This is a genomic window from Rhodococcus sp. M8 (assembly GCF_015654185.1).
GTDB classification, from domain to species: domain Bacteria; phylum Actinomycetota; class Actinomycetes; order Mycobacteriales; family Mycobacteriaceae; genus Rhodococcus; species Rhodococcus aetherivorans.
On sequence record NZ_CP064065.1, the window covers coordinates 3,455,378 to 3,471,574 of the forward strand.

The 16,197-nt window shown below is 70.1% G+C and carries 13 protein-coding genes; 4 read left to right on the forward strand and 9 right to left on the reverse strand.

The features are described 5' to 3' along the window. Nucleotides 1-94 precede the first annotated feature (94 nt). On the reverse strand, nucleotides 95-1,435 hold the full coding sequence (locus ISO16_RS15630) for an MFS transporter (RefSeq protein WP_050036094.1): 1,341 nt from the start codon (nucleotides 1,433-1,435) through the stop codon (nucleotides 95-97). A 316-nt stretch (nucleotides 1,436-1,751) separates the two neighbouring features. Between ISO16_RS15630 and ISO16_RS15635 the strand changes: the two genes are divergently transcribed. Genes ISO16_RS15635 through ISO16_RS15645 form a run of 3 tightly spaced genes read left to right on the forward strand, consistent with a single transcriptional unit; the run spans nucleotide 1,752 to nucleotide 5,399 of the window. Further along, nucleotides 1,752-3,017, forward strand: a complete 1,266-nt coding sequence (locus ISO16_RS15635; RefSeq protein WP_072636568.1) for a CoA transferase — start codon at nucleotides 1,752-1,754, stop codon at nucleotides 3,015-3,017. Continuing rightward, nucleotides 3,014-4,207 (forward strand): acyl-CoA dehydrogenase family protein, encoded by a 1,194-nt coding sequence (locus ISO16_RS15640; protein WP_006944025.1) that lies wholly within the window; start codon nucleotides 3,014-3,016, stop codon nucleotides 4,205-4,207. The genes ISO16_RS15635 and ISO16_RS15640 overlap by 4 nt, the downstream gene beginning before the upstream one ends. Nucleotides 4,208-4,241: 34 nt before the next feature. Beyond that, a complete protein-coding gene (locus ISO16_RS15645; protein ID WP_006944033.1) occupies nucleotides 4,242-5,399 on the forward strand; it encodes an acyl-CoA dehydrogenase family protein in 1,158 nt (385 codons plus the stop codon). 99 nt (nucleotides 5,400-5,498) lie between these two features. On the opposite strand, the gene ISO16_RS15650 is transcribed toward ISO16_RS15645, so the two are convergent. The 8 genes from ISO16_RS15650 to ISO16_RS15685 form a co-directional block, all read right to left on the reverse strand. Next, entirely contained in the window at nucleotides 5,499-6,329 is an 831-nt protein-coding gene (locus tag ISO16_RS15650) for a sugar phosphate isomerase/epimerase family protein (RefSeq protein WP_072636569.1), read from the reverse strand. Beyond that, nucleotides 6,326-8,056 carry an FAD-dependent oxidoreductase gene (locus tag ISO16_RS15655; RefSeq protein WP_050036096.1) on the reverse strand — a complete coding sequence of 577 codons (1,731 nt, stop codon included), beginning with the start codon at nucleotides 8,054-8,056 and terminating at the stop codon, nucleotides 6,326-6,328. The genes ISO16_RS15650 and ISO16_RS15655 overlap by 4 nt, the downstream gene beginning before the upstream one ends. Beyond that, nucleotides 8,053-9,147, reverse strand: a complete 1,095-nt coding sequence (locus ISO16_RS15660) for a Gfo/Idh/MocA family protein (RefSeq protein WP_072636570.1) — start codon at nucleotides 9,145-9,147, stop codon at nucleotides 8,053-8,055. The genes ISO16_RS15655 and ISO16_RS15660 overlap by 4 nt, the downstream gene beginning before the upstream one ends. Further along, nucleotides 9,147-9,983 (reverse strand): aldo/keto reductase, encoded by an 837-nt coding sequence (locus ISO16_RS15665; RefSeq protein WP_029546614.1) that lies wholly within the window; start codon nucleotides 9,981-9,983, stop codon nucleotides 9,147-9,149. Before ISO16_RS15665 ends, ISO16_RS15660 begins: the two co-directional genes overlap by 1 nt. Next, entirely contained in the window at nucleotides 9,980-11,932 is a 1,953-nt protein-coding gene (locus tag ISO16_RS15670) for an oxidoreductase (RefSeq protein ID WP_072636571.1), read from the reverse strand. The genes ISO16_RS15665 and ISO16_RS15670 overlap by 4 nt, the downstream gene beginning before the upstream one ends. After that, on the reverse strand, nucleotides 11,929-12,867 hold the full coding sequence (locus tag ISO16_RS15675) for a shikimate dehydrogenase (RefSeq protein ID WP_065923328.1): 939 nt from the start codon (nucleotides 12,865-12,867) through the stop codon (nucleotides 11,929-11,931). The genes ISO16_RS15670 and ISO16_RS15675 overlap by 4 nt, the downstream gene beginning before the upstream one ends. Nucleotides 12,868-12,935: 68 nt before the next feature. Then, on the reverse strand, nucleotides 12,936-14,300 hold the full coding sequence (locus ISO16_RS15680) for an MFS transporter (RefSeq protein WP_006944053.1): 1,365 nt from the start codon (nucleotides 14,298-14,300) through the stop codon (nucleotides 12,936-12,938). A 146-nt stretch (nucleotides 14,301-14,446) separates the two neighbouring features. Continuing rightward, on the reverse strand, nucleotides 14,447-15,340 hold the full coding sequence (locus ISO16_RS15685) for a LysR family transcriptional regulator (protein WP_006944055.1): 894 nt from the start codon (nucleotides 15,338-15,340) through the stop codon (nucleotides 14,447-14,449). A gap of 132 nt (nucleotides 15,341-15,472) precedes the next feature. Between ISO16_RS15685 and ISO16_RS15690 the strand changes: the two genes are divergently transcribed. Next, nucleotides 15,473-16,165 carry an SDR family NAD(P)-dependent oxidoreductase gene (locus tag ISO16_RS15690; RefSeq protein ID WP_050036101.1) on the forward strand — a complete coding sequence of 231 codons (693 nt, stop codon included), beginning with the start codon at nucleotides 15,473-15,475 and terminating at the stop codon, nucleotides 16,163-16,165. Nucleotides 16,166-16,197 lie beyond the last annotated feature (32 nt).

Below are 16,197 nucleotides of genomic sequence, written 5' to 3' on the forward strand. Positions count from 1 at the left end.
ACGACCGGCCGGGTGGTGGTCCTCGATATCGAGTCGATCACGCACCCGGCCGGTGGGGAAAGGACATTCGGTGGATGACTCCGTTAGGCGGAAGCTATGCCTTCGCGGTGGCGTCCGACTCGCCCCGGATGACGGCGCGGTCGCGCTCCGGGTTCGCGAAGATCAGGACGAGGATCGCCGCGACGATGCCGAGTGCACCGATGACCTGGAAGGCGGTCGCGTAGCCCTCGGCCGGGGTGGCCGCGTTGTCGACGAGCACGCCGGTGCCGTAGGGGGCGATCAGGCCGCCGACGGCCATCAGTGCGAGGAACACGCCCATCGTGCCGGCGGTCTGCTGCGGCGGGCACAGCTCCGAGATGGCGGCGTTGATCAGGGGGAAGACGATCGCGCCGAAGCCGTAGCCGATGGACACGGCCGCGACGGCGAGGCCGGGGGTGCCGATGCTGGGCAGGAAGACCAGGACCGAACCGCAGACGAGGACGCCGATGCCGGGAACGATGATCCGCACGACCCGGGAGCGGTAGCCGCGCTGGGCGAGCCGGTCGGTGACCGAACCGGAGGTGACCATGAGGACGAGACCGACGATCGACGGCAGGGCGAACATCGAACCGGCCTGCAGGGCGCTGTAGCCGAGGCCCACCTCGAAGTAGGAGGGCAGCCAGGTCAGCACGACGGTGGTGAGCGCGTAGACGACCATGATCAGGACGGCGCAGCTGATGAACGTGCGGGTGAGGAAGATCTTCTTCCACGGCACCGACGGTTCGGTGGATGCGGTGCCGGTCCCCTTCTTCACGGCCGTCGCGGTGAACGGGCCTTCCTTCCAGCCGGTCAGCCACGAGGCCATCCACACGGCGCCGAGGATCGACAGGGAGACCAGGGCGGCCCGCCAGCCCCACTCGACCGTGATGTAGGCGAGGACCGGGGCGAGGGCGATCTTGGCGACCGACGCCGAGCCGGCGAGGAAGGCGCCGGGCAGGCCGCGCTTGGCCGGGGGATGCCAGGAGTACGCGGCGGTGTGCATGAGCGCCGAACTGGGGCCTTCGGCCAGGCCGAGCAGCATGCGGGTGACGATCAGCATCACCAGGCTCGCCGAGACGACCAGCGGCAGCATGACCACCGACCACATCGCGCCCAGCGCGAGTAGCGCCCACCGCAGGGTGAGGTACTTGTTGAGCGGGCCGGCCAGGAAGCCGCCGAGTGTGAAGGTCACGAAGAACAGGGATCCGACGAGGCCGATCTGGGAAGAGGACAGTCCCAGCTCGCGAGCCAGCGGCTGCGCGATGATGCCCAGCACCGCCTTGTCGGCGTAGTTGACGACGTACAGGAAGATCACGAGGCCGGTCATGCCCCATGCCTGCTTGCCGCTGACGAGTGGTGTCGCCCCCTTCGGCGGGGCGCCGTGCGCTGCGTCGTGCGAGATTTCGCCAGTGGTCACCGGAGTGTCCCCTTAATGGCTCGAAGGGATATATCGATCGGGACGGTGCGTCGGCGATCGAAGGAGATGCACCGATCAGGCGCTCGGGATCCATTCAACGTGGTCTAGGTCACTGAGGCAATGTCCCGTCGACGAATCGATCGATCGTCGAAACCTATGGACTTCCGGCCCTCCAATGCGAGGGCCATTGATCGGCGCTAACCGACCTATAGCCGAACGGTGTTGGCCCTGTGGCCCGGCGGTGCTGCATATTTGCTCGGACAGCTTCGCCGGCGCGCCCTGGGCTCCGGCGTCCGCCCGGATGAGGACAGGCGATATGAACTCCACTGCTTCCATCGACGAGCTTCCCTCGTCCACCGCGCCCCTGGCCGGTGTGCGGGTCATCGAGGTCTCGAGTTTCATCGCAGCCCCACTGTGCGGCATGACGCTCGCGCAGCTCGGCGCCGAGGTCGTCCGCGTCGACCCGATCGGCGGCGCTGCCGACTACCACCGGTGGCCCGTCACCGAGGACGGCGAGTCCATCTACTGGGCGGGCCTGAACAAGGGCAAGCGCTCCCTCGCGGCGGATTTCCGGGACCCGAACGCGCACAAGCTGATCCGGGACCTCATCACCGACGCCGGGGTGCTCGTCACCAACGCCGCGGGACGCGACTGGCTCGACTACAACGAGCTCGCCACGATCCGCCCCGATCTGATCCACGTGCAGGTCCTGGGCCGCGCGGACGGCGGTTCCGCCGTCGACTACACCGTCAACGCCGCCGCGGGCTTCCCGCTCGCCACCGGCCCCGTCGGCCACGCCGGACCGGTCAATCACCTGTTGCCGGCGTGGGACGTCGCGTGCGGTCTCTACGCCGCGCTCTCGGTCGCGTCCGCGGTGCACCGCCGCGAGGTCACGGGTGCGGGCGCGAAGATCGTGCTCCCCCTCGAAGACGTCGCCCTCGCCACCGTCGGCAACCTCGGCTACCTCGCCGAGGCCCAGCTCGGCGGGCCCGACCGCGACCGGATCGGCAACGCCGTCTACGGCACCTACGGTCGCGATTTCACCACCTCCGACGGCGCGTCCTTCATGGTCGTCGCGCTGACCCCGCGCCACTTCCGCGACCTGACCGAACTGACCGGCACGACGGCCGCGGTCGACGCGCTCGAAGCCGCCCTCGGCGCCGACTTCCGCGACGAGGGCGCCCGCTACCGCCACCGCGAGGTACTCGACGCGTTGTTCGCCGTGTGGTTCCGCGAGCACACCGCCGCCGAGGTGGAGACCGCCCTGTCGGGCACCTCGATCCTGCACGAGCGGTACCGCACCTTCGCCGAGATCGCGAAAGACCCTCGCGTCACCGCCAATCCGATGTTCCAGTACGTTGAGCAGCCCCGCGTCGGCGGGCACCTGGCCCCCAGCCTGCCGATGTCGTTCGACGGCCTCCACCCCTCACCCCGGCCGGCGCCGGCCAACGGCGACGACACCGCCGCCGTCCTCAGCGAACACCTCGGCCTGACGCCCGAGGAGATCGATCGTCTCGCCACCGACGGGACCGTCGGTGTCCCCGCCGGCACCCTCCCCGCCCTCGAGAAGGACTTCGCATGACCCGTCTCGCCCAGACCCTCGGCCTCACCGAGTTCCAGACCGAGATCCTCGCCACCGTCCGGCAGTTCGTCGACCGGGAGATCATCCCGAACGCGCAGGAACTCGAGCACTCGGACACCTACCCGCAGGCCATCGTCGATCAGATGCGGGAGATGGGCCTGTTCGGGCTGATGATCCCCGAGGAGTACGGCGGGCTCGGCGAGTCGCTTCTCACCTATGCCCTGTGCGTCGAGGAACTCGCCCGCGGCTGGATGAGCGTGTCCGGCGTGATCAACACCCACTTCATCGTCGCCTACATGCTGCGCCAGCACGGCACCGACGAGCAGAAGAACTACTACCTGCCGAAGATGGCGACCGGCGAGACCCGCGGCGCCTTCTCGATGTCCGAGCCGGAACTGGGCTCGGACGTCGCCGCGATCCGCACGAAGGCCAAGCGTGACGCCGACGGCGACTACGTGATCAACGGCCAGAAGATGTGGCTGACCAACGGCGGCAGCTCGACCCTCGTGGCCGCGCTGGTGCGCACCGAGGAGGGTGCCGCCAAGCCCCACGAGAATCTCACCACGTTCCTCGTGGAGAAGCCCGCCGGCTTCGGCGAGGTCGTGCCCGGCGTCACCATCCCCGGCAAGATCGACAAGATGGGCTACAAGGGGATCGACACCACCGAGCTGATCTTCGACAACTACCGCGCCAAGGCGACCGATGTCCTCGGTGGCACTCCCGGCCGCGGCTTCTACCAGATGATGGACGGCGTCGAGGTCGGCCGCGTCAACGTCTCCGCCCGAGCCTGCGGCGTCGCCATCCGCGCGTTCGAACTCGCCGCCCGGTACGCGCAGCAGCGCACCACCTTCGGCAAGCCCATCGCGCAGCACCAGGCGATCTCCTTCTCCCTCGCGGAGATGGCGACGAAGGTCGAGGCCGCTCATCTGATGATGGTCAACGCCGCGCGGCTGAAGGACTCCGGCGAGCGCAACGACGTCGCCGCCGGCATGGCGAAATACCTCACCAGCGAGTACTGCTCGGAGGTCACCCAGGCCAGCTTCCGCATCCACGGCGGCTACGGCTATTCCAAGGAGTACGAGATCGAGCGGCTCATGCGCGAGGCGCCGTTCCTGCTCATCGGCGAGGGCACCAGCGAGATCCAGAAGACGATCATCAGCAAGGGCGTACTGCGCAGCTACGCACTCTGATCCGCATCGACCCCATTCGAAGGAGAACCTTTCCGTGCAGCGAACCGTGTTCAATGAGGACCACGAGGCCTTCCGCAAGCTCGTCCGCGACTTCATCGCCAAGGAGGTCGCGCCGGTCCACCACGACTGGGAGGTCGAGGGGCATCCGCCGCGCGACTTCTACCGCCGTCTCGGTGAGCTCGGCGTGCTCGGCATCCAGGTGCCCGAGGAGTTCGGCGGGGGCGGCGAGAAGTCCATCAAGTTCAACGCCGTCGTCGCCGAGGAGACGGCCGCCGCGGGCGTGTCCTTCGGCAGCTACTCGGTGCATTCCAACCTGATCCTGCCGTACCTGCTCGAGTACGCTTCCGAGGAGCAGAAGCAGCGCTGGTTGCCCGGATTCGCCTCGGGTGACCTGATGTTCGCGATCGCGATGACCGAGCCCGGCACCGGGTCGGACCTGGCAAACATCTCGACGACGGCGAAGCTGTCGGCCGACGGCAGCCACTACGTCGTCAACGGCGCGAAGACCTTCATCACCGGTGGTGCGCTCGCCGACCGCATCCTCGTGGTGTGCCGCACGGCGCCCGCCACGCCGGAGGACCGCCGCGCGGGGCTGAGCATTCTCGTCGTCGACACCACCTCCGAGGGCTTTGCCGTGGGCCGCAAGATCGAGAAGATCGGCCTCAAGGCGTCCGACACCGCCGAGCTGTCCTTCACCGACGTGAAGGTGCCCGTGACGGATCGGCTCGGCGAGGAGGGATCCGGATTCTCGTACCTGACGCACAATCTCGCGCAGGAGCGGCTGACCATCGCATTCGGCGCATCGGCGTCCTCGGCCGCGGCGCTCTCGCACGCGATCGCGTACGTCAAGGACCGCAAGGTGTTCGGCAAGCCGGTCGCGTCGTTCCAGAACACCAAGTTCGTCCTCGCCGAGTGCGCCACCGAGGTCGAGGCGATCCGGCTCATGGTCGACCGTGCCCTCGACCTGCACGACGCGGGCGAGCTGACCGTCGCGGACGCGGCGAAGGCCAAGCTGTTCTGCACCGAGGCCGCCGGCCGGGTCATCGACAAGTGCCTGCAGCTGCACGGCGGCTACGGCTACATCACCGAGTACCCGATCGCGCGGCTCTACGCCGACACCCGCGTCACCCGCATCTACGGCGGCACCAGCGAGGTCATGAAGACGATCATCGCCAAGGACCTCGGGCTCTGACCGCCGCCCGCACAGGATCCGTGCGGCGAACCGGAATCCGCCCACGCCACGGCGTGGGCGGATTCCGGTACTGCGAGCGAATTCGGTTGCGCTCCGGATTCACTCGACGATCGCGGTGGCCGGGACACGTCCGAGCACGGCCCTGGTGGCGGTGACGAGCTGCTCGAGCCAGGCGTCCGTGCCGATCGCCTGGCGCAGCGGCTCGTTCGGCAGCTCGATGCTCACCGGCAACCCCTCCGGCAGGGCGGACCAGATCGCCGGGAGGTCGATGCCGCCCGTGCCGGGCACGAGCCTTTCCTCCCGGGCGTGCCGGATCAGTTCGGCGTGATCGCGCGGGGCGGGGGTGGCGCCGTCGCACATCTGGGCGTAGTGCAACCACTCGCGCGGGATGACCGCCAGGTCGGCGACGGTCGTGGAAGAGCGTGCGACGTGCAGCGCGTCGACGAGCACACTGCGGGCCGGACCGTCGGCCCCGGCGACGATCTCGACGGCCGTCTTCGCGTCGGGAACCGCTGTCCACGGCATGAATTCGAGGCTCGCAACGATGCCGTAGGAGGCGCACAGCTCCGCCAGCCGCGCGTAGGAGTCGGTGAGACGGGCCCGGTCGGGGTCGTCGCCGCCGACCAGGACGGCCCGCGCCCCGAGCCGCGCGCCCGCCTCGAGCAGCGGAGCGTAGTCGGACGGGTCGAAATCCGGACCGAGACGGATGATCTCGAGATCGAACACCTCGACCGGGGAATCGGCGAGACGGCGGACGAGCGCGGAGAGCGCGGCGTCGTCCTCATGCAGCGGGTAGGCCGTGGTGCCGGGCGCCGCGGGCAGCAGACGCAGTCCGATCGTGTCGAATCCGTGCCGTTCGGCGAGATCGACGTGCTGCAGCGGCGGGGTGTCGAGGACGGTGAGGGCGGCGAGGCCGAGCGGGGTGCTCATCGGGTGGCTCCTGTGGTCGATGCGAGGCGGCGTCCGGTCAGGTACCCGAAGGTCATTGCCGGGCCCAGATTGATTCCGCCGGAGGGGTAGTGGCCGCCCATTACGCTGGACTGGTCGACGCCGACCGCGAACAGCCCGTCGATCGGCCGGTCCTCGCGGTTCAGCACCCGGGACGACGAGTCGGTGACCAGGCCGGCGAACGTGCCGAAACTGCCGGGGACGACCTTGACGGCGTAGAACGGTCCGCGCTCGAGCGGCGCGAGGGACGGGTTGGGCCACGGGTTGTCCGCATCCCCGGACTTGACGTTGAACGGGGTGGTGCCGCGGCCGAATTCGGGATCCTCCCCGAGGCGTGCGCTCTCGTTGAACGCGGTGACGGTCTTCTCGAGCCCGTCCGGGTCGACGCCGATCCGCTCCGCGAGTTCGCGGAGCGTCCGGCCCTTCGAGAGGTATCCGGATCGCAGGTAGGGCCACGTCGGGATCGGGAAGGGCTTGGCCATGCCGAGCGGGAAGTACCGCAGGTACTGCTGGTCGGCGATCAGCCAGGAGCAGATCTCCTCGCCGTCCGGCACCTGTTCGACCATTGCCAGTGTGTAGTCGTGATATCCGAGCGCCTCGTTGACGAAACGGCGCCCGTCGGCCAGCACCCCGATGACACCGGGCTTTCCGCGGTCCAGGATGTGCGGGAACACGCCTTGCCTGCCGTTGCGGTACCGGACGAGGGATACGGGACAGTATGCCACCGGCGAGGCGAGCGAACGGTCGAGGCGGCCACCGACGGATTCGCCCAGCGAGATGCCGTCACCGGTCGTCGTCGACGGCGTGAGCGTCCAGTGTTCGCGTCCGGTCGGGGTGCGGGGGAACAGCTCTCGCCGCCGGTCGAGGTCGCGGGTGAACCCGCCGGTCGCGAGGACGACACCCCGGCGGGCGGACACCGTGTAGGCGCCGTCGGGGCCCTCGAGCCGGACACCGACGACACGGCCGGACGGGTCGGTGACGAGTGCGGTGGCGGCGGTGGCGACGCGGATGTCGGCGCCGGCATCGAGTGCGGAGCGCAGCAGCCGGCCCACGAGCGCCGTCCCGTTGACCAGTTGCTGGCCCCGACGCCTGGTGGCGAGGTCGAACATGTGGGTCGAGACGCGGCGCGCGCAGTGCAGGAACGCCCGGCCCGAGCGGGTCGAGTGCAGGAAGGCCTGCAGGTCCGGGCCGGCCATGATGCCCATGCCGAGGAACGAGGTCTCGTACAGCTGCCGCCGCAGCAGCGCGGCGACGTCGGGTCCGAGGCGGCGCAGGCTCACGGGCTTCGGCGCGACGGAGCGGTGTCCCGTGCCGGCGCCGGGGGTGTCACCGTGGATGTCGGCGATGGCGGCGCCGGGGACGAACTGCAGCGCCGTGTGGTGTTCGAAGAACTCGACCATCTCGGGGGCACCGTCGAGGAGCGCGTCCACCTTGGCGGCATCGAAGTTGTCCCCGAGCCGGTGTTCGAGGTAGCGGCGCGGCTCCGAGCGGTCCTCGTGCACCCCGTCGGCGTGGGCGAACAGGGTCCGCGGCGTCCACATCCACCCGCCCGACCAGGCGGTGGCGCCGCCGCACACGTCCGCCTTCTCGACGACGAGCACGGAGGCGCCCCCGTGGGCGGCAGCCACGGCCGTGGACAGCCCGCCCGCGCCGGACCCGACGACAACCACGTCGTAGGTGAGGGATTCGGACACTGTGTCGGGGGTCATCGGAGCTCCTTGCCGGACGAGACGAGGGTGGGTGCGGGCGCGAGGTCGACGACCCGGCCGGTGCGGGAGGATTCGTAGATCGCGGCGACGACGGCCAGGGAGGCGCGGGCGTCCCGCCCGGTCACCGCGGGCCGGCGGCCGGTCAGCACGGACTCGGCGAAGTCCTGGACCTGCAGGGTGTGGAAGTCGGCGAGGCCGGCGTTGACGTCGCGGACGTCGAGATTGGCGTCGACCTCGGGGGAATACGGGGTTCGCAGCTCCACCTCGCCCGGCGCGGTCCACAGCTCGTTGACGCCCTCACGCCCCTCGGGGAACTCGAGGACGCTCGCGATCGCCCCGGTTGCGCCGATCACCGTCACGCGGTTGCCGAGGTTGTGGTTGGCGCCGGTGGTGGCGGTGATCGTCGCGGTGCCACCGGAGGCGAACGAGACGACGGCCGAGGCGCTGTCCTCGGTTTCGATGTGCTCGCCGTGGAAGCGGGTGCCGACGAAGCCACTGACGCGGACCGGCGCGCCCATGAACCACTGCAGCATGTCGATCTGGTGTACGGCCTGCGTCATGAGGACGCCCCCGCCGTCGGTGTCCCACCGCCCGCGCCACGCGTCGGCCGAGTAGTAGGTCGACGGGCGGTGCAGGATCACCGACACCTCCCCGAGGACGGGAACGCCGAGGCGGCCGTCCTCGATCGCCGCCTTGATGCGGCGCGCCGCGGGCCAGAATCGGCGCTGGAACAACACCCCGAAGGTGATGCCCGCGCGGTCGGCGGCCGCGATCATCCGGTCGGCCGCGGCCACGTCCACCGCGATCGGCTTCTCACACAGCACGTGGATCCCGGCCTCGGCGGCGGCGCGGACGATCTGTTCGTGCACGGGGTGTGGTGTGCAGACGGTGCAGGCGTCGAGGCCGAGAGCGAACAACTCCGCCACCGATCCGACGGCGTGGGCGATGCCGTGCCGGGCGGCGAATGCGCGAGCGCGCTCCAGGTCGGGGTCGCAGCACGCGACGACCTCGACGCCGGGCACCTGCTGCAGTGCGTGCGCGTGGTTGCCCGCGATCTTTCCGCATCCGACGATGCCTGCACGAAGGGGCATCAGAAGTGTTCCTCTCGTTCGACGTCCCGGGCCGCGGCTTCGCCGCGGTCGAGACGGTTCAGCGCGGCGACGTCCGCCGCCGTGAGTTCCACGTCGACGGCGGCCAGATTCTCGGACTGGCGCGCCGGGTTCGCCGACCGCGCGACCGGCACGACGCCCTGCGCGAGGTGCCAGGCCAGCACGACCTGCGCACGCGTGCAGCCGACGCGGTCCGCGATCGAGGCGACGACGGGGGCGCCGAGCACCTCGCCGCGGCCGAGCGGGCTCCACGACTGGGTGAACACCCCGAGCTCGTCGTTCGCGCGGCGGACGGGCAGGCGGGCCAGCGACGGGTCCATCTGGATCTGGTTGACGGCGGGAGCCTCCCCGGTCTCGGCCACCACCTTGCGCAGATGGTGGCCGAGGAAGTTGGAAACCCCCACGTAGCGGACGAGCCCGGCGTCGCGGCACTCGAGCATGGCCTCGAAGGCCGCGGCGTACCGGTCGAACCGCGGCAGCGGCCAGTGGATGAGGAACAGGTCGAGCCGCTCGAGGCCGAGGCGCTCGAGGCTCCGCTCCACGGCACCGCGAACGTCGCCGGAAACATGGTCGCTGCCGCGGAGTTTGGTGGTGACGAACAGGTCGTCGCGGGGCACGCCGCAGGTGGCGAGGGCGGCGCCGACGGCGTCCTCGTTCCCGTAGATCGCTGCCGTGTCGATCAACCGGTATCCGGCCTCGATGCCGGCGAGCACGGCGCGCGTGGCGTCGGGCCCGACGAGGGGCCAGGTGCCCAGGCCGAGACGCGGCAGCGCGGTGCGCACGGAATCCGGTGCCGGCGCGGTGGTCTCCGGGTTCACGCGTCGGCCCCCACGCGCGAATCGGCGGCCGCGGTGATGCGGACGGCGACGTCGGCGGCCGTGACGAGCGCGGCATGAAGGGAGCCGCCGTCGCCGCTCGCGTCCCCGACGGAATGGACGCCGAGCCGCGGCGCGAGCCGCCGCAGCTCGGTCAGCAGGCCGGCGCGTGGCTCGACGCCGTGCGAGACGAGCAGTTCCCCGGGAGCGGGCACGGTGCGCTGTTGCCCGTTCGTCGAAATGACCACCCGGTCGGCCTCGATGTGCGTGACGACGGACGACAGGTACGTGGTGAGGTTCTCGCTCGCCGCCAGCCGGGGCAGCAGGACGATCTTGCCGCGACGGCCGACATCGTGCGCGATCGTCTCCTGCGGACCGATCATCACCACCCTCGTGCCGTGCTGGAGCAGGTCGTCGGCCACCGCCGCGGCCTCCCGGTCGGCACCGAAGATCGTGATCGACTCGGGCGCGGGGTCCCCGGAGGCGAGGAACTCCCGCACGTCGCGGATCCGTCGCGTGCCGGCACCGGGAAGGTCGATCGCCGGTCCGCGCCCGCCGGTCGCGAGGACGATCGCGTCGAAGTCGAGCGGGGCCAGCGTGGCGGCATCGACTCTCGTACCGGTGTGGCAGGTGACATTCAGGTCGGCGAGTTCGTCGCGGTACCAGTCGACGATCCGATGGTATTCCGGGTACTCGTGCAGCCGGGAGGCCAACGCGAAATCGCCACCCAGACTGCCGCGTTCGTCGTACAGATCGACGCTGTGGCCCGCCAGTGCGAGCTCACGCGCGGCCGCCGTGCCGGCCGGTCCGCCGCCCACGACGGCGACGCGCACCGCGGTCCCGGCCGGCGTCGAGGGCTGCTCGAGTTCGCGACCGACCCACGGGTTGACCGAACACGGGATCGGCCCGGCCGCCAGGCTGTCGATGCAGTAGTTGCAGGCGATACAGGGCCGGTACCGACCCCCGTCGAGGGCACGGTTCGGGAAGTCCGGGTCGGCGTGCAGGGTCCGGGCCATGCTCACGAAGTCGGCCCGGCCGGAGGCGATGATCTGCTCCGCCGTCTCGGGTGAGCTGATCCGGCCGGCGACGCCCACCGGGATGTCGAAGTCGCGGGCATACGGTTCGGCGTACGGGGCGAGCAGACCGCGCTGCCACTCCCCCGGCTGGATGATCCACTGCCCCGACTCGTAGTTGCCCGCCGAAACGTCGAGGAAGTCCAGCCGGTGCGTGTCGATCGCGTCGATGCGCTCGCGCGTCGTCTCCGCGTCGAGCCCGCCGTCGACCGCCTCGAAGGCCGAGAAACGCAGTCCCAGAGTGATACCCGGCGCCATGGTGCGGACCGCGTCGATGACCCGGTTGACGAACAGCGTCGGCTCGGCCCACTCGTCGTCGCGGTGGTTGTATGCGGGCGAGAGAAACTGGTGGATGAGATAACCGTGCCCGCCGTGCAGGGAGATCACGTCGACGCCGGCCTCCGCGCAGCGTGCCGCAGCCTCACCGAAGCACTCGACGAGGTGCTCGATGTCGTCGCTGTCGAGCTGCTCGGGCATCTCGCCGCCGACGACCGCGCACGGGATCGGGGTGGGGGCGACCGGGACGAATCCGCTCACCGCGCCCTGCGCGGTGCGGCCCCCGTGGTTGAGTTCGACACCGACGAGCGCGCCGTGGGCGTGCACCGCCTCCGCCATCCGGGCGATGCCGGGGATGCGTTCGTCGACGTCCACACCCATCTGGCGGATGCGGCCCTTGCCGTCGGCCCGCACGTAGCTCGCCTCGGTGAAGACGAGCGCGGCGCCTCCGGCGGCACGTCGCTCGAGGTAGGCAATGTAGCGGTCGGTCATCGTGCCGTCGAGTTCGCAGTAGTTGCGTTCCATGGGCGCGGACACGAAGCGGTTGCGCAAACGGACCGAACCCATGTCCAGCGGTTGCGCGAAGGACGCGGTGGTGTTCATTCCATCTCCTGGTGGGCATCGGGACGTCCGGCCGGCGCACGGTCCACCGGCGCGGCCACGAGAACCCGGTCCGAGATCAGCTCGTCGAGGTGCTTCCGCATGCGGTCGACGTCCGGACGGATCCCGGTCAGCAGCGCGAACGTGTCGGCGGCCTGGGCGACGAGCATCTGCCCGCCGTCGAGCACGTCGCAGCCGAGAACCGCTGCGGCCGCGATCAGCTCGGTTCGGATCGGCCGGTAGACGATGTCCGCGACCCACAGCCCGGGGTGCAGGGCGCCGGTGTCGAACGGCGTTCCGGGGTGGCCGACCATGCCGATCGGCGAGGCGTTGACCACCCCGGTGCACGTGCGCAGGGCGGCGGGGATCGCCTCCGCCGGCAGAGCCGTGGCCCGTGTCGCGGGGAAGGCGGTGGACAGTCGCGCGCAGACGTCCGCGGCGCGGGCGGTGTCCACGTCGGCGATCCGCAGGTCCGCCACACCCGCGGCGGCGAGCGCGTAGGCCACCGCCGAGCCCGCACCGCCCGCACCGACCAGCACGACCGCATCCAGGGCGGCATCGGGCAGCCCGCGGCGCAGCGCCGTGAGGAATCCGCTGTGGTCCGTGTTGTGGCCGATCAGGCGCCCGTCCCGGACGACGACGGTGTTGACCGCGCCGAGCAGGCGGGCGTTGTCGGACAGGCCGTCGAGGGCCGGGATGACGACCTGCTTGCACGGGTGGGTGATGTTCAGGCCGGTGCAGCCGCCGGCGACGACGGCGCGCACCAGGTCGCCGGTGCGTTCGACGGGAACGTTCTCCGCCTCGAGGTCGAGCAGTTCGTAGCGGTAGTCGCTCACACCGAGTGCGGCGGCCTCGCGCTCGTGGAGGGCCGGCGACAGGGACGAGGCGATGCCTGCCCCCACGAGCCGGATGCGGTGGCGGGCGGTGGACGGGGTCACGGTTACTCCTACGGGGGTGGGACGGGCCCGTGGCCCCGGCGCGTCGGGCGCCGGGGCTCGGTGGCCGGTCAGACGTCGCTGCGGACGAGTTCCTGCGCCGGTCGCGCCGCCGGCGCCGGGCGACGCTCGCCCAGGTCCTCGGTGGGGGTGCGGTAGGTCTCCGGACCGGTGAGGGCGGCGATCGACGACAGCACCGCGAAGCCCAGGCACATCCAGGCGACCGGGGCCCAGTTGCTGGTGTCCCCCGCCGAGAGCATCTGCGCGACGGCGGGTGTGAATCCGGCGACGAGCAGACCGAGCATGAGGCTCACGGCCATGCCCGTGTACCGGACCCGGGCCGGGAACTGCTCCGGGAAGTAGGCCGGGTAGACACCGTTCGGCATGGCGTAGAAGAAGCCGATCAGCACGATCCCCGAGGCGAACACCAGTGGCGTGCTGCCGGTTCCGATGGCGTGGAAGAAGGCGAACACCATCGCGCCCGAGCCGAGGGCACCGAACACGAACACCGGCTTGCGGCCGATCCGGTCCGCGAGGAGCCCGGCCACGGGCTGGCTGAGTACCGCCACGAAGTTGGCGGCGGCGATCGCCCACAGCATCGTGGAGCGCTCGAAGCCTTCGACCTGCACGGCGTAGGCGAGTGCGAAGACGTTGACGATCGTGTTGATCATGGCGAACGTGGCGCTGAGGCTGATCCGCAGGACGGTGCGCCAGTGCGAGCGGAACATCTCGACGACCGGCAGGGTGGCGGTCTCGCCGTTCTCCTGGAGTTCCTCGAACACCTCGGGCTCGTCGAGCTTGCGGCGCAGCCACACCGCGACCACCGTGACGACGATGCTGAGCCAGAACGGCACCCGCCAGCCCCACGAGTACAGCGCCTCGTCGGGCAGCGATGCCACCGGAATGAACACGAGGCTCGAGATGACGATGCCGAACATGATGCCGCTCATGGTGAACGACGTGAAGAACGAGCGCCGGTGCGCCGGGGCGTGCTCGAGCGTCAGGGACGACGAGCCCGGGGATTCACCACCGGCCGACAGGCCCTGCAGCAGGCGCAGCAGCACCAGGATCACCGGCGCGGCGATGCCGATCTGCTCGTAGGTGGGCAGGCAGCCGATGACGAACGTGGCGATGCCCATCAGCATCAGGCAGGCCAGGAGGGCGTTGCGCCGGCCGAACTTGTCGCCCCAGTGCCCCCACAGCACGGCGCCGAGCGGGCGGGCGATGTATGCGACGCCGAGGGTGCTGATCGACAGCAGCGTCGAGGTGGCTCCGTCGCCGGGAAAGAAGATCTTCCCGAAGACGAGGGCTGCGGCGGAGCCGTAGATGAAGAAGTCGTAGTACTCCAGGGTGCTGCCCAGGAAACCGGAGATGGCCGCCCGGCGGGCGTTCTCGTTCGGTCGTCCGTCGGGGCCGGCAGCGTGCGTGTTCGCCATGGCGTTCCTTTCGTCCCAGGATCCGACGGACGCCGAGTCGGCCATTCGGTGATGGCCCTCACAGTCGCCGGAACGAGACGAGCGTGACACGCCGCACTATGCAGCGTCCAACACTGAAAAAGTCTCAGATAAAGACCCTTATCGTCTCAATCGGGCGTCGGAAGAATCTCCTCGGCGACCTTCAAGGCCACCTCGAGCGCCGGCGACACGCGCCGGGGCGACCAGCCGATCCCGTGGTGCATGTAGACGGATTCTCCGGCGAGGGGGACGAAGACCGTGCCCGGCGGCGTGATCGTCGCGATGCTCGACGTCATCAACGCCACCCCCACGCCGGCCGAGACGAGCACCAGGATCATGTACGGGTCGGTGATCTCCTGGACCACGCGCGGGCGGAACCCCGCGTCGAGGCACGCACGCATGGCGCTCTCCTGCAGGGCCGACCCCGCCGACAACGGGGTGGTGATGAAGCCGTCGTCCGCGAGTTCGTGCAGGTCGATCTCCGGCTCTCCGGCGAGCGGGTGGTCGGAGGGCAGCACGGCACCGAACGACTCGCGGCGGATCAGCCGGGTGGCCACCGCCGTGGACTGGACCGGCAGCCCGACGAACGCGAGATCCAATGCACCACTCTCCAATTGGGTGACCGCCTCGCGGGTCATGATGCGGCCGACGAGGTCGAGCTCGATGTCCGGGTAACGCTGTCGCAGCGCCCGGGTCAGCGGCGGGAGCGAAAGATGGTTCAGCACACCGGTGAACCCGATCTTGATGCGGCCGTACACGCCGCCGGCGGACGCGCGCGTGGCCTGCCGTGCCGTCTCGACGCTTTCGAGGATGTGGTAGGCGTGGGGCAGGAAGGCGTGACCGCCCGCCGTGAGGGCGACGCTGCGCGTATTGCGCTCGAACAACGGCACACCGAGGTCCTTCTCGAGCTTGCGCACCGTCTGACTCAGGGGTGACTGCGCCATCTGCAAGCGGGCGGCGGCCCGGCCGAAGTGCAGTTCCTCCGCGACGGCGACGAAGGCCTGAAGCCAGCGGATCTCCATGTCGATCCCTTCGGGGACTTGACGGCTGCACCTACAGCCGTATATCCAGATTCATACATGGTGCGTCTCCGATTGTTTCGATTTCGCACATGGATTCAGACTACTATCCACACACCGGCGAGGAGCAGCCGTATGGTGACCTATCCCTCGGGCGCGACCGCGCTCGTCACCGGCGGGGCGAGCGGAATCGGCGCGGCCTGCGCGAGGCGGCTGTCCGCCGCGGGCGTCCGGGTCGTCACCGCCGACATCGCGGACGGCGCCGACGAACGCGTCGACGTCACCGACCCCGTCGCCGTCGAACGGCTGCGAGAACGCCTGGGCCGGGTCGACATCCTCGTCAACAGCGCCGGCGTCGTGGGACCGTCGGCGCCGCTGGTCGACACCGCGCTGTCCGACTGGCACCGCACGTTCCGCATCAACGTCGACGGCACGTTCCTCGCGTGCCGCGCCTTCGTTCCCGCGATGATCGGCGCCGGCTGGGGCCGGGTGGTGAACCTGGCGAGCATCGCGGCCAAGGACGGCAATCCGAAGCAGAGCGCCTACTCGGCGTCCAAGGCCGCGGTGATCGCGCTGACGAAGTCGCTCGGCAAGGAGATCGCGACGACCGGGGTGCTCGCCAACGTGGTTGCGCCCGCGGCGGTGGAGAGCCCAATGAACGCCGGAACGGATCCGGCGATCCTGGCGCGGTCGCAGAGCCTGACGCCGATGGCCCGGATGGGCCGGCCGGACGAGATCGCCGAACTCGTCGCCTGGCTCTCCTCGGACGCGCTGAGCTTCTCGACCGGCGCCGTGTACGACGCGAGCGGCGGCCGCGCGTCGTACTGACGGTCCGCACTCGGCCGACGAGCGGGAGGTTT

Bases quoted from the DNA above. Each gene is read 5' to 3' on its own strand.
- ISO16_RS15635 (WP_072636568.1), top strand. From the start codon at position 1,752: ATGAACTCCACTGCTTCCATCGACGAGCTTCCCTCGTCCACCGCGCCC.
- ISO16_RS15640 (WP_006944025.1), top strand. From the start codon at position 3,014: ATGACCCGTCTCGCCCAGACCCTCGGCCTCACCGAGTTCCAGACCGAG.
- ISO16_RS15650 (WP_072636569.1), bottom strand. From the start codon at position 6,329: ATGAGCACCCCGCTCGGCCTCGCCGCCCTCACCGTCCTCGACACCCCG.
- ISO16_RS15655 (WP_050036096.1), bottom strand. From the start codon at position 8,056: ATGACCCCCGACACAGTGTCCGAATCCCTCACCTACGACGTGGTTGTC.
- ISO16_RS15660 (WP_072636570.1), bottom strand. From the start codon at position 9,147: ATGCCCCTTCGTGCAGGCATCGTCGGATGCGGAAAGATCGCGGGCAAC.
- ISO16_RS15670 (WP_072636571.1), bottom strand. From the start codon at position 11,932: ATGAACACCACCGCGTCCTTCGCGCAACCGCTGGACATGGGTTCGGTC.
- ISO16_RS15680 (WP_006944053.1), bottom strand. From the start codon at position 14,300: ATGGCGAACACGCACGCTGCCGGCCCCGACGGACGACCGAACGAGAAC.
- ISO16_RS15685 (WP_006944055.1), bottom strand. From the start codon at position 15,340: ATGGAGATCCGCTGGCTTCAGGCCTTCGTCGCCGTCGCGGAGGAACTG.
- ISO16_RS15690 (WP_050036101.1), top strand. From the start codon at position 15,473: ATGGTGACCTATCCCTCGGGCGCGACCGCGCTCGTCACCGGCGGGGCG.